The 13,240-nt window shown below is 46.5% G+C and carries 13 protein-coding genes; 4 read left to right on the forward strand and 9 right to left on the reverse strand.

The genetic code is table 11. The features are described from left to right. Positions 1-184: 184 nt before the first annotated feature. Positions 185-751: a hypothetical protein gene (locus tag BLO51_RS16715; protein ID WP_217266750.1), complete on the reverse strand. Its 567-nt coding sequence runs from the start codon at positions 749-751 to the stop codon at positions 185-187. 26 nt (positions 752-777) lie between these two features. Then, a complete protein-coding gene (locus tag BLO51_RS16720; RefSeq protein WP_090673705.1) occupies positions 778-1,356 on the reverse strand; it encodes a TMEM175 family protein in 579 nt (192 codons plus the stop codon). Positions 1,357-1,550: 194 nt separating this feature from the next. Between BLO51_RS16720 and BLO51_RS16725 the strand changes: the two genes are divergently transcribed. Next, positions 1,551-2,141, forward strand: a complete 591-nt coding sequence (locus BLO51_RS16725; RefSeq protein WP_090673707.1) for a TetR/AcrR family transcriptional regulator — start codon at positions 1,551-1,553, stop codon at positions 2,139-2,141. Positions 2,142-2,278: 137 nt separating this feature from the next. After that, on the forward strand, positions 2,279-3,445 hold the full coding sequence (locus tag BLO51_RS16730) for an MFS transporter (protein ID WP_090673708.1): 1,167 nt from the start codon (positions 2,279-2,281) through the stop codon (positions 3,443-3,445). Positions 3,446-3,531: 86 nt separating this feature from the next. Here BLO51_RS16730 and BLO51_RS16735 read toward each other — a convergent pair whose 3' ends face one another. Then, entirely contained in the window at positions 3,532-4,365 is an 834-nt protein-coding gene (locus BLO51_RS16735) for a hypothetical protein (protein WP_090673710.1), read from the reverse strand. An 86-nt stretch (positions 4,366-4,451) separates the two neighbouring features. Beyond that, entirely contained in the window at positions 4,452-5,720 is a 1,269-nt protein-coding gene (locus BLO51_RS16740) for an SMI1/KNR4 family protein (RefSeq protein ID WP_090673757.1), read from the reverse strand. Positions 5,721-6,166: 446 nt separating this feature from the next. Here BLO51_RS16740 and BLO51_RS16745 point away from each other — a divergent pair, with 446 nt between their 5' ends. Beyond that, positions 6,167-6,547 (forward strand): hypothetical protein, encoded by a 381-nt coding sequence (locus BLO51_RS16745; protein ID WP_090673712.1) that lies wholly within the window; start codon positions 6,167-6,169, stop codon positions 6,545-6,547. 171 nt (positions 6,548-6,718) lie between these two features. Here BLO51_RS16745 and BLO51_RS16750 read toward each other — a convergent pair whose 3' ends face one another. Both BLO51_RS16750 and BLO51_RS29625 read right to left on the reverse strand, forming a co-directional pair. After that, positions 6,719-7,240, reverse strand: a complete 522-nt coding sequence (locus BLO51_RS16750; protein WP_167670240.1) for a DinB family protein — start codon at positions 7,238-7,240, stop codon at positions 6,719-6,721. Positions 7,241-7,587: 347 nt separating this feature from the next. Next, positions 7,588-7,830: a VOC family protein gene (locus BLO51_RS29625; protein WP_174551263.1), complete on the reverse strand. Its 243-nt coding sequence runs from the start codon at positions 7,828-7,830 to the stop codon at positions 7,588-7,590. A 532-nt stretch (positions 7,831-8,362) separates the two neighbouring features. On the opposite strand from BLO51_RS29625, the gene BLO51_RS16760 reads away from it, so the two are divergent. Then, entirely contained in the window at positions 8,363-8,902 is a 540-nt protein-coding gene (locus BLO51_RS16760) for a GNAT family N-acetyltransferase (protein ID WP_245719699.1), read from the forward strand. 140 nt (positions 8,903-9,042) lie between these two features. Here BLO51_RS16760 and BLO51_RS16765 read toward each other — a convergent pair whose 3' ends face one another. From BLO51_RS16765 to BLO51_RS16775, 3 genes are all read right to left on the reverse strand, one after another. Then, complete coding sequence (locus BLO51_RS16765) at positions 9,043-9,750, reverse strand: DNA alkylation repair protein (RefSeq protein ID WP_090673715.1); 708 nt, start codon at positions 9,748-9,750, stop codon at positions 9,043-9,045. Positions 9,751-9,925: 175 nt separating this feature from the next. Then, positions 9,926-11,866: an AraC family transcriptional regulator gene (locus BLO51_RS16770; protein WP_143006905.1), complete on the reverse strand. Its 1,941-nt coding sequence runs from the start codon at positions 11,864-11,866 to the stop codon at positions 9,926-9,928. A gap of 153 nt (positions 11,867-12,019) precedes the next feature. Further along, entirely contained in the window at positions 12,020-13,240 is a 1,221-nt protein-coding gene (locus BLO51_RS16775; protein WP_090673718.1) for a leucine-rich repeat domain-containing protein, read from the reverse strand.

A 13,240-nucleotide genomic window follows, 5' to 3' on the forward strand; every position in this document is an offset into this window, starting at 1 on the left:
TTATATGATAGTTGTCTGCTATTTAAAAGCCGGAAAATTTCAGTGATTGCAGTTAAGAAGTGAGAAATCGTCCATAAAACCCTAATACACAAAAAACCAAGGCCTTAACCCGGCTGCTTGCCAGGGTCTTGGCTTTGGTTTGCTGTTTCGGGTACCGATCTCCGTGCTGATTTTGGATGCATCGCTACGCCTGATTTCGTTTATCCGCATAACTGTTCTTGAGCGGTTCATACCACCAATCGAGAAACTGCCCCCATCCCTGTTCCGCAACCCCGTCGTCCAGCATCTCGAACCCTGTCTGGAACTCCTCCTCGGCAGGCAATCGGGTGAGACCGTAATCGTTGTTGTATTCGTAAGCGCGAGTTTCAATGATCAGACCCCGTATCGCTTGAAAATGCGGATTTGCCATCACCGCTTGGGCGCTGTAACCGTCCTGCGGCATGCCGCTCTCCGTATGTCCGGCTTGCCAAGCCTCGCGGTTGGGATGACGCAGCTGGAACTCCTGTTCTCTCAGCCCGTCAAAGTACGCCTTATGCCGCTCGTACTCAGGGTGCTCCGTTACCGGAAACGCATAGGTATACCTATGCTTCACCAAAGACGCAAGAACGTGAAAATGTTGAAACGAAGCGTCCCATCTTCCCACAAAACGAGCTAGGGAATCGTAAATGGAGCGCATATCCAAAGCCGCGCTGAGAGGACTTTCATCCAATACAAGAACAACGCCATCGACAGCGCCTTCAATTTCGTGCATACCCATCCATGCTTCAACCCTTTCTTTTACTGGCCTTTCAGAGCATGCTCGATTCGCTTATCCGGCACGAACCAGATGACGGCAACGAGTACGAAAAAGAAGCACGATATCCAAGGACTCACATAGGCGGTGAACACCGCGATCAAGTAGAGAAAAGGAGATAATTTCACCTTCCAGTCTTTGCCCATCGATACGACGAAGGAGGAATCGCCGGAATGTTGTTTAATAATTGCGAGCTGAAGCAGCCGGTACGAGAACGCGGATAGCAGTAAAATAATGCCGTACAGCGCCGTTGGAGTGGGTGCAAAATGGCTTTCCCCCATCCAAGCCGTCGTGAACGGTATAAGGGATAGCCAGAAGAGAAGCAGCAGGTTAAGCCACATCAACCGCCCGTGCACCGTTCGAACCATGTGCAGCAGGTGATGATGATTGTTCCAGTAGATGCCGATATATACGAAACTGAAGATGTAGCTAACAATTTTCGGGCCAAGTTTGATTAGCGCATACCAGTCATGGCCTTCCGGCACTTTGAATTCCAGCACCATGATCGTAATGATAATCGCCAACACGCCATCGCTGAACGCTTCCATCCGATTTGCTTTCATCGTGTCTCACCTTTTCTCGCTTCTCGCGCTCGTTTAGCCTTTGCCTTTTCGACACCAGTAACTTTGCATAAACCCCTTCATCTTGTCAAGCTAAACTTTCACACTTTCGATCCGCTCTAAGCTTATATTTGACAGGTTAGTACAAAATTATTATTATGTTTTTATTAGATTGCGCAGGAAGGGAGTGGAACGAGGTGAGTAAAAGCGGAAGACCACGAGAGTTTAAAGATACCGCAGTGATCGATGCGGCGATGGAATTGTTCTGGGAAAATGGTTACGAGGCTTGCTCGACGGAGGATCTGTGCAAACAAACCGGCCTTGGAAGAGGAAGCTTATACAATGCATACGGCAGTAAGCACGAGCTTTATGAACAAGCCCTCTTACGTTACCATGAAACCGGCATTAAAGCCCAGATTGAGATTCTTAACCGGCAAGGACCGATAAAAGACCGACTTCGTGCTTTGTTGGATTGGGATATACAAGAGGACTTTTCAAACAAGAATCGAAGAGGTTGCCTGTTGATCAATGCTGCAATGGAGCGCGCACAAAGAGATCCGGCGGTCGAACGCATATTCAAACAACACGTGGATTTGCTGGAGCAGGCTCTGCAACAGGCGATCGAGACGGGGCAGATGTCAGGAGAGATCTCGCGGACACATCCGGCTTCCGATTTAGCCTACCTCTTTCTAAGTAATTATTATGGACTCCGAGTACTCAATGCCGCTGCTCAGAATCGTGAAAGGGCCGTTCAAATGGCCAAAGCAACGTTGGAGGTCTTGTTCTAGCGTTGCGCCTTTTTTACGGCTTATTTTGTACTGATTAATAAAAAAGTAAGGGCGTCTGAACGGAGCCCAATACAATCTCGTCACGCCTAATTTTGTACTATTCATTACAATTTATTCGGAACCTGGGGGGCATTACTATGCCGTTTGCTATTTATGTACTGGGAATGATGATCTTTTCCATGACCACTGCCGAATTCACGGTGGCCGGAATCATGACTTCGTTATCGAAGGAATTCGACGTATCCATTGCTTCCATCGGCTACCTTATATCCGCTTATGCTGCGGGGATGATTGTGGGGGGTCCTTTGTTAGTGATTGGTTTGTCCAACGTGTCGAAAAAAAGGGCTTTCTTATTGATTTCGGCCGTATTCCTCTTCGGTCAGGCTCTTGGCGCGTTAGCCATCGGATATGAGATGATGATGGTTGCCCGGATCATTACGGGCGTTTCCTCCGCCGCTTGCATTGGCGTTTCGCTTGGCATTTGCTTTGACTTCGTCAGTCCTCAGGATCGTGGTCGTGCCGCTTCCATCGTTCTTGGCGGTTTAATGGTTGCTACCGCGCTCGGATTGCCCGTGGCGATACTCTTCAACCAATACTTCGGCTGGCGCTCCAGCTTTTGGGTGGTTGTCGTACTCGTTTTGCTGTCTGGATTATTGGGCATGAAAGTGATCCCCGCCGCATCCAAGTCGGAGTCCGTTAGTTTGCGTAGTGAACTGGCGAGTTTCAAAAACCGAAATCTATGGGCCGCCTATGCGACCAGCCTTCTCATTATCGGCGCGACGTTTGCCGCATTCAGTTATTTCATGCCTATCCTGACCGACCTCTCCGGCTTCGACCCAGGGACGGTTCCGCTTCTATTAGGGATCTACGGCATGGCGACCGTCGCAGGAAACCTTGTTACCGGCCGACTTGCCGATCGATATATGATGCCAACCCTAACCATAGGATTGATGCTCTTGACTGCGTCGCTGATGATGTTCGGAATCTATGCCCACAGTCCGTACGTCTCTGTCATTGCCGTCATTATGATTGGACTAACGGGAGTGACCCTGAATCCCGCGATGTCGACCCGCATCACCCGCGTTGCAGGGACCGGCATGCTGGTTACAACCGTTCATGCATCCGTTATTAGCCTTGGCATAGTCATAGGCTCTTCCATCGGAGGACTAACCATCGACGCAGGATACGGGCTCCGTTCTCCGTTATGGGTAGGTTTTATTTTGGCGATTCTGGGCTTGATTTCATTGCTGCCTTACTTCAAGAGAGCTGAAGCGCTAAACATCACGGTGAAGGGCAAGTCTTAATTTCTAAACTTCGCCTTACTGAGCTTAACGGGTCTATCGGCAAAAAGTAAGCAGGAGCTTGTCGCGGCGCGACAGCTCCTGCTGCTCTATATTGTAAATGTGCTAAGTAAAGACGGCCATACAGAAATTCTCTCGCGGCAGGACGGACATAATGTTTCCCCCGCTAAATAATGCAGATGCCCGGCCAATGTTTGCTCTTCGATCGCTTCTGCCCGCTCCGCTAATGTTCGTATTTCTTCATCTGCAAATGACGTTGCCGGAACGATACCATGTGATTCCTGGCCAGTATGAGAGACGGGATCGTGTTCATAAGCTTGAAGGATTTCTGCATTCTCTTCATTAGGCCATATGAATATATCTTCCTCGCAGGCCGGACACACGGCTACATACTCGTCACCGTGAATAAACGTCATCAGCATGTTGGCAAGGATAGACGACCCCCGATACGCAGCGTCCGCAACAAGAATATAACGTTTCTCCGTCTCATCGATGGAATGATGGGCTGCATAGGCGAATACTTCCTTTGTAAGCGCCTTGAGCTTGCCAATGGCCTCTATATATTCGCGATACAATTCAGTACAAACGGAGCTGCCTACATCTTGGGCCAGTTCCGCCCAAGCCTCTGGAAATGGCGCCTCATCGCGTCCATCACGGCTTGCCTCGATTATACCGCAATTGATAAACAGCTCTTTGCGCACTTCCGCATCAGATGTGGAGCATGCGATTTGTGCCAAAAATGGCATCGCCGCGTATGTAGCCGTATATATTGTATTTTGATGGAACAAATGCTCCTGAAAGAGTTCGTCAAAAATCTCCTGGCTATATTGCTCCATTAGCTGCTGCAATAACACAGGCACGTTCTCTGCAGTACCGTACGGTCCTGTCAGCTTTCCCCATACATCGCTATTCCATTTAAGCAAGCTTCTCCCTCCATTATTACGCTCACGATAATCTAAGTTCGATTTTATAGTCATTCATCCGCATTGTCTGGATATGAGTAGTGAAATTATTCTTTGTCAAAATAATCATTTGGCAAATTTAATTCTTTCAAACAATCTATAAATTTTTCCCTGAAATTATTATTGTTTTTATATTCCGGCCATGCAGCCTTATAATAAGGCAACAACTTCTCATGAGGGATAACGTCCCAAAATAGAATAGAGTTTTTCATAACCTCCTTGTCGCCACCCTTTAACATCTGCTCAATGATCTCCCAACTGTCCGATTTGTCGTTGCAACTGCTCGTGGCATAGATTGCAGCGGTTTGGATATTCGAGTCGGCGTGGCATAAAAAAGGCGCAAAGTTTTGGAGTGAAATCACGCCGGAAGGTTCCAAAACATACCCCACATGACGTAACGTTTCCGGGTCGTGTACCCTGTCGAGACTTTGCACTATCACTTTTATAAATTCCGATAAATCAACAGATTTACCATACCAGTTCAGAATCTGTAAAGCGTGTAATAAATCCTCATTTCTATCCGAATGCAACAGCTCCAGAAGATAGCCTCTTCCCGTGTCAACAGAGGTTTTGCAGATTAGCTGAATGGCTGTGATGCGATCTTTTTGTCCTTGATCAGCAACGTTTTTTAAAAAATCAACGGTTGGCTGCGGGATTTTCTTAAACTTGAACATTCCATCAAGCGCTTTTGATTTGATTTCTTCGTTTGGGGCGTTTTGATAAACCTGTATCAACGCATTTTCATCGCCCGGCATTTTGCTGCCAAACCACGCGATATCATAATCCAGAATAATTTCGTCCAACCAGCGCTCATACCAGTCCAGAAAGTTGTCTTCATAGACAAAGAAAAAGGGATGATCAGGATGAAAATCTGAAGTGTAAACGATTTTCCCTCTGTGTTCTCCTTCAAGTACGAGATACATATCGTATTCGCAGCCTTGTGTGCCAATGCACAGCATGCCGCCCATCACCATATTACGGGCGGCGTCGTATTCCGGGTCGGAGATGTCCTCATCATTGATCAAGGGTTCGGCTAGATGGTTCCATTCCTCTTCTGTCATTCTGGGGTGCAGAACGCATTTTGCAGCGAGTGCATTTCTATCGGTATAGGAAGTGGCCTTTTCAATCGAATAAATCCCGTAATACGGCCCGGCGCCTCCATTTCCGACTTTCGTTAAAAACTGCGTATAAGGCTCCGGGAGTGTGACCTGATTTTTTGCTTGCCAGTCCGCAAGCTCTTTTGCTGTAAGCTTTTCATCAACCCTGTATTTGTGTGAGGATGCTCCAAACACCAAAAAATCCGTATCTTTGCGCATGGCCTTTTCGAGTTTGTCTTTTATTCGATCAAGTTGCGTTTCTTTCTTCCAAAACAACCTATTGACCCCCTTGTTGATTATAGCCGGACTTCCTTCGCTTGCTTATCCAGCAATTTCAGCCGGACATCGGTATTCTCCGTACATACTCTGTATGCGCTCGTGGCGGGGGCTTCGGCAACGAGATGTAAAAAGGCATGGGCAACTCCTTCAAGGGACTTTCAACAAACGCACCGGAAGCATGCCATAGATTTCCTGATATAATCCTGTTACTCTGCCTTTAAGCCTCAATTGATTGAACAAGCAGTTGAGGCTTTATCTAAATTAGACCGCAGACCATGTGATGGTATATTGCGTAATGCCTGCTTCGTAGCCTAAAGTTGGTCGACTCGAAGTCAAAATTATTTTATAATCATGATGTAGAGCAATTAGATCGGGGTGAACAATTTATGAAGAGTCAACTAAGAAACATTACCATCGACCGACAGGCTTTTGTTTATTGGTATTCAGGCGGGAGCAGGTTCACATTACATATTTCTCCAAAGGAAAACAAAAATATTAAAATCACACTTATTTTCGAATCAAATCCACCAGATGAAGATCCTCGTACATTCTGGGCTTTTTACAAAATTACAGCGCGTAAAAATGATTTAGAAACAACAATAGACCTAGGCAAGCCAAAACATATAGCCGAGATTATTTCATATCTAATGAAACAAAGAAATGAATTATTTACAAAAGGACAGCCCCATATTTTAAATAATGCATGGGATTTACTAATGGAAATGGGATATTCAAATTTTAGTCCGGTTTGGGTTGGCGAATGGTAGTACATCGTCAGGACGATGGTTTTCAGCTTAACGGGGTAACGGTCGGCCGATTTTTTCGAAATCGCGTTGCAATTCTTGTATTGCCCAATTTCATATAACGTTTTTGTATCAACGAAACAATCACCTTAAAGGAGCGTCAGCGACGCAACGTAGATACGGTGCTATCTGAAGCTACTCGGCATCCTTGAATCTACTAAACTCTTCTTGTACATTTTGCATTTGAGAGATATGACGTTTGGCGTGCTGACACAAAAAATAGATATACTGATAAACATCTATCTTTCCTAGGTCATTTACTGTCATTGTAGTTTTGTATAAAGTTCCTTCACCGTTTGGTATTTCGTTAAGTATACCCTTGCATTCATTTATCTGCTCTTTCAATAATGCCTTAACTTCACTTAATGGCTTCTCCCCTTTCGGTTCCATATGTTCTGGCCTTATCCATTCAAAAGATTTGTGAACTGCGATCTTCTCAAGTTCCCCTAAACTATATTGATAATTAGTTATTGCTTGATTAAGGTCAACCTTACTTGAAAGGTCTTTAGCCTTTTTCTTACCTTTACGAATCAATATCAACAAATAATGATTAGTTAACGTAACGTGTTCCAGAATTTGTTCAATACTCCATCCCACACTTGGTTTGTAGCTAAGCAACTCTGAACTTAGATCAAACCATGGGAGGTAATCCCTCAATGTTAGTGAGAGTTCATCATCAATGAACTTAATGGCTTGCTATATCGCCATTGCTCTTCCTGCCTCTCCGCGTAGTTTCAGCTAACGTCTTATTCACGAACTCCATACCTCCGTTATAGCCTGTATCCGGAAGTAATTACCCTTTCCTCATCATACCACACTATAGAAGATAGTAGGCGATCCCAAACACTGTCCCACTGTGTTCGTCATCCTATTGTTGAACCGATAGTTTCGAAAAAAGAGAACGATAGGGGCCTGCACGCTAATGGTCTCAAGGTCATACCAAATCGTCCGCAAGGATACCGCGAACAGATCGGTCGACTCCTGCCCGGTCATCCTTTTGGAGCTCAGCAGATGCATCGCCCATGCAGCAGAGAGTATTCCCGACAGAGCACCCTCGCATTACGCTTGCTTGCCCTAGGCTCGGCAATAGGAAGCACCCAGCACACGCCGTTGCGGTCGGTTACGATGGCGAGTAACCCGCTAAACGGAGCTGCGTACACTTCCCTGTTGATCGTCCCGTCGGCCGCCAATTCCCCGTAGATCCTTCTGAATGCTTCCTCTGGCTCGATTCTATAGAAGACTCTCACGAAGTCGCCTCTCCGCACGGGCATCGCCGCCAGGGTGTCGGCAAACGTAAAGGTTACCCTCTCCACATGCAGGTCGTCCAGTTCCCTCTTCCCTTTGCTTGCGCAGAATCTCAATCTCTCCACCAAAATGTAATACACCCATCCTCAGGTCGATCTTCCAGAGTTATTAGCTCCTGTGACAAATGAAAAACTTTAGTGTTTAAATCGTATGTTTTATTTTTAACTTTTTTGAATTTTTGTTTATTTTAGGTGAAAAAATCGCTAAGACTTGTATCTTTGCCTTCCCCAACACTCAAATATTTAGCCGTCACTTATGATACGGTTCAGCTTAACGTGTCTATCGGCGAAAAAATCCGCCGCGGCGCTTAACTGTCGTCCTTTAATCCAAGGGCTCTGGCTCAAGCTTGTATCTTGCACAGAAGGCGTCCAAGTAATCGACGGCCTTTTGCTGGTAATTCAACTCGTAATTCCATTAGAATAACTACTTCTCAACCTGTATACTGGTATTAAAATCGCAAGGTAGGTGTAGGGCTTGATTATAGAGACGAATCGATTAGTTTTACGCGAATTTATTCCTGGGGATTTACAGGAAGTTCACAAATATGCTTCTGATGTGGAGGTTTGTAAATACTCCGACTGGGGACCAAACAGACTCGAGGACACAAAAGCATTCATCGAAGAAGTTGTTAAAGGACAAGGCATTCATCCAAGAAATCAATTTACTCTTGCAATTATCGTTAAAGAAACGAATGGATTAATCGGAGCTTGCAATTTAATAAGGGACAGATCTCAGGGGGAAATTGGTTATAGCATAAATCGCAACTATTGGGGATTTGGTTTTGCTACAGAGGCTGCTGAAGCAATGCTCGACTTTGGGTTTAATGAGCTGAATCCTCATCGTATCTATGCGACTTGTAGACCAAACAATGTGGGCTCTATTCGGGTTTTGGAGAAAATCGGCATGCGTATAGAAGGCCACTTACGAGAACATCGATTCTTCAAAGGAAAATGGCACGATTCATTTCTATACGCAATTTTACGTTCCGAAATGAAGAAATCAAGTGAAGAGTGAATATTAAGGCTTAACGGGGCTATCGGCGAAAAATTTGCATAGGCGCTTAACGGCCAACCTTCTTTACTCATTACAATTCAAGGCTGTCAAAAATGTCTCAGCAGCCTTCTTGAGCGTCTTCATCATTCATGATTTATTGACTAACACCTTACATATTTTCGTTTGAAGCCGAGCTGCCCTTTATCTATCGCCTTTTGAATATTAACGGAAGCGTTCAAAAACTTGCTTTTTGCAGTATCGCGATTGACTTCCACCGGGCCTACTTCCTTCGCGATCGCGACCGCCTTATCATGGAGCGGCAGATAGGATACTCCCACAGTGTACATGAAATTGTTCATCGCGTATTTCGTACGTTCAGGAGCATCATGAATCGTATTTTTAACAAGTTCCAACATATCGGCAATTTTCTCTTCGGAAAATTCACTATCCGGACGATTCCCGAGCAGCCAGCAGTAGCAGCTCCAGCCCGCCGACATTTTTAGCTCTATATCACTTGCAATCCATTTATCGGAAACCTTTTGCGCAATATCCGTTTCTGCCAAAGTTACGGCTACCACATAATCCGACAGCATATAAAAATAAGCACTATCCATCCACCGTTCAAAATCCGCCTCAGACATTGAATTAGTATCCGCGATCACCCCGGCAAAGTACATAGCATCGTAATTCCCTGTAGCATAGAGCTGCTCGGCCAATGGTTGATTGCGTTTTATTTTCCTGAAGATGGGCTTCATTTCACCTGTAGACACGCCAAAAAGTGGTTCGTGCGCGCCATTGGCTTGGTATATCTTCTTGGTGCGTTCCTTGCCGAGAGCTTCAAGCTCTTGCATGATCATTTCTAGATTCATGATTCGCACTTCCTTTTTATTGGTTTGTCGTTAGTGATTAAGCCGTCTTAACTTAAATATATCATAAAGCGGCCTAAATCCATGAAATCAGGACCAAGACCGCTTAATTTTGTCTAAACATGAAAACCTTTAAATCTTGTTTTCTGTTTGTATCTCTCGCTTCTCAAACCGGCTTTTAACGGTTCTTAGTCAGGACATCCGCCAAAACATCGACTTGTTTCATCGCGAAGATGGGATCGTTAAACAGAAATTGATCGAAGTCAATCCTATATACATGGTTGTTTTTGACGGCATCGAGATTTTTCCATAGCCCGCTAGCCATAAGCTTGTCAACAGAGTCTTGAGCGCTTGAAGCCGCGGCCACTATGAGATGATCGCCGACGTATTCCGGAATGGCTTCTTCTGTTATGTTCAGATAGGAGGATTCGTCGTCAATACCATTAATGACATCTTCGAGAACTTTCTCTTGCGGCTTTAATCCCCAATACGTGTACAAAATATTGCCTCCCATATTGCGATCCCGATAAATCATCCGAGCCTTCTCGCTCCGTACATTCAGAATCGTGAAAGTTTCGTCAGGGCCGAACATTTGCTTCACGCGCTTTTTAGTTTGAGCAATCTTATCCTCAAATTGAGTAATCCATTGTTTGGCCTCTTCTTGCTTGTTCAGCAAATCCCCAATCAACCGGATATCTTTCACCGGGTCCTGATTTGCCTCAAGGACGACGGTCGGCGCGATTTTATTGAAGCCCTCATACCCTCCGCTCGGCTCGAGATAAGCATCAATTAATATAATCAAATCCGGCTCCAGATTGGCAATCAACTCGAGATTAAGGGGAGCGCCCAAATCCACGACGCCGGTCGTATCCATTGTACTTTTGGAGTATTGCAAAATGTAAGTCGCAGCACCAAGCGGACGTACACCTAATGCCAACATATGTCCGAGATGGTAGGCGGTAACAACGCGTTTCGGCTTCGCTGGAATTTGTGTCTCGCCGTACTTATGCTTGTATATTCTAGTCGTGGAAGATGACTCAGTGCTTCCCTTGCTTTCCGATCTTACATTGTTGTTGCCCGCTTGGCAGGCGCTGATGAGCAGTGACAGGCATAGCATGACCAAGGCGGTCATTGAAGATTTTGGACGGTTGTTCGAAATCAATTGCATCTCTCCCTCGTCATGATAATCATTTTCATTTACATTATGATTATAGGAGAGTGGCATAGGTGGAACAATGGAGGATCGTGACGTATTTAATGGATTAAGATGGAGAGCGTTATTTTCGGACTCACGCTTGCGAGATTGAAGCGGCGAGACCCCGAACTGTTTTTTGAACAACCGGCTAAAGTAATACACATCCGAGTAACCGACGGATCGGGCAATTTCCCGTAGATTAAGCTGAGTGGTCAGTAAGTATTGTCGGGCTTGCTCCATTCGTATTCCGATAATATAATCGTTCGGGCTTTTGCCAGTCTCCGCCTTGAACAGTCTGTACATATAGCTACTGCTGCAGCCGAGCAGATCAGCCAATTGATCCATGGTTACGGCTTCGGTGTAATGCTCATGGATGTAACGCAGTGCGTACGCCACAAGATCCGAGGGGCTGCCCCTATCTTTGGAATTTTGCAATTGACTGAACAACTCATATATAAATTCAAACAGCATCGATTTCATTAGAACCTGGGCCAACACGCCGGACTGCTGCCATTCCTCGTACATTCGGCGAAATTGTCTGTGCACGAGTCCGGGTTCCGGAAGGATAACATGGTAGAATAGGCCGAATGGTTGTGCCTGTACGATCAATCTATTAGCGACAAAGCTTGCCATGGAAGTGGGCAGAACTGCCTTGTAGTAAACGAGATAAAAAGAAAATTCATGCTTGGCAGGCATTATATCCACATTCATCCCCTTGCCTGCGTGCAGTAGATGATGCCGCTTGAGATAACATTTACGTTCATCTATTCGCAAGTAAGCACTGCCGCTAACCACAAACAGAAAGATGTTCGCAGGAAGCTGATAGGAAAGCAGATCCTGCCCCTCCCACAGCACTTTATAACGAATATCCAATATACGGACAGCCGCCTGATTCCACAGCAGCATCTGCTCATCCCAATTCAATGCCTACACCTCACGATTGCCATTTGCAGAATTGGGGTTATTATAATTGATAATCATTCTCACATCAAGGGTCAACTAGAAATGCTGGAGTTCATCCCAGAGGAGCAGCATGGGCTAGAAGCCTCCATACTACCCCCTGTTCTGGTGCCCGTTTCAGTAATCGCGCGCTGTATCGAACCAGCGTTGAGCCATCTCCTCTGTTATAGGCTGGCCGATCAGGTGGTCAGACTGGCTTAGTTGCCATACCGCTTCACCAAGATCTTCTCGTTCAGTGGTTTCGATGCCTTTGAGGGTATTGAAGCGCACGGTGAAGGCGGTAATGGCTGCCTCGGCATCGGTAAAGCTGCGGGCCTGGGCCAAGGTTGCCTGTGCAACGTTGTAAGCTTCGTTAGCCAGCTTGGCCAGACGTTTAGGCCAGGACGAGAATGGACGGCCGAACTCGGTCGTCCACCACTCAGGCTTTCGCAACTGGCTTACTGAAGCATGGTCGGTCCACGGGCGGGTGTTAGCTCGTGTTTTCATTTGCTGCCTTAGACGCTTGCCCGTAATCTCTTCCACGTTATAGGCGATAAAACTGTCAAGCAACGGCCACGCGTCCAAGGGCGGCAAATCACTCAGATCAGGCATGAAGCGCAGCTCCAGATTCGTTAACTGGGCCTGATGAGCCAACAAGTCTAAGTCGCAGAAGTTACCCCACAAACTCAGTGATGTAAGATTTGGGAACCGGTTCAGACACTCCAGCGAGATGGGCTGTCCCAGCGGCGCGTTCCGGAGCGTCAGGCTCGTCACCTGGTGCAACTCACCCAGGTCGGGCAGCAAGAAAGGAACATCATTCTTGCGTCGGCTGGTGCGCGGCGCTAGTGTCAGAGAATATGGCATATCGCCAGTGGCCGAGAAGCGTGATAGATCGCCGGCCACACTCAGGCGGAAATATTCAAAAACCTGCCGCTTCGGAAGCATCAGGCGCAAACTCCCCCCGGACTGGTCCAGCTCGATATACAAGCCATGCAAATTGGACTGGATGGCGTCCGCCACCGTGTCTGCAGACAGGATCGGAGCCCACGCCATCTCTTCAATGGGGCGTTTCTGCGCCCAGTCGAAGAAGCCTGTGTCACTGCCTGTGTAGTGCAGAAATCGCGGCCACGGCGAGCCCGCCGGCGTGGTAAAGGCCTCAAATACGGTCCAATCGATGTGCGAATCAGGCGCGACGTGAAGGTCTGCTTTCTTGCCCAATTGCGACGGTCCAATGGAGAGGCTGCCCACACCGGGCTTTCTGACAAGAGTGTGACTTCGAGGACCTGTCAGGTCGATGGGATAACGACCAGCTTCTCTAATAGAACCAGCAGGAAGAGGAGCTTGGTTATCATTTGGCAT

The sequence above is a fragment of the Paenibacillus tianmuensis genome (assembly GCF_900100345.1).
Classification (GTDB): domain Bacteria; phylum Bacillota; class Bacilli; order Paenibacillales; family NBRC-103111; genus Paenibacillus_G; species Paenibacillus_G tianmuensis.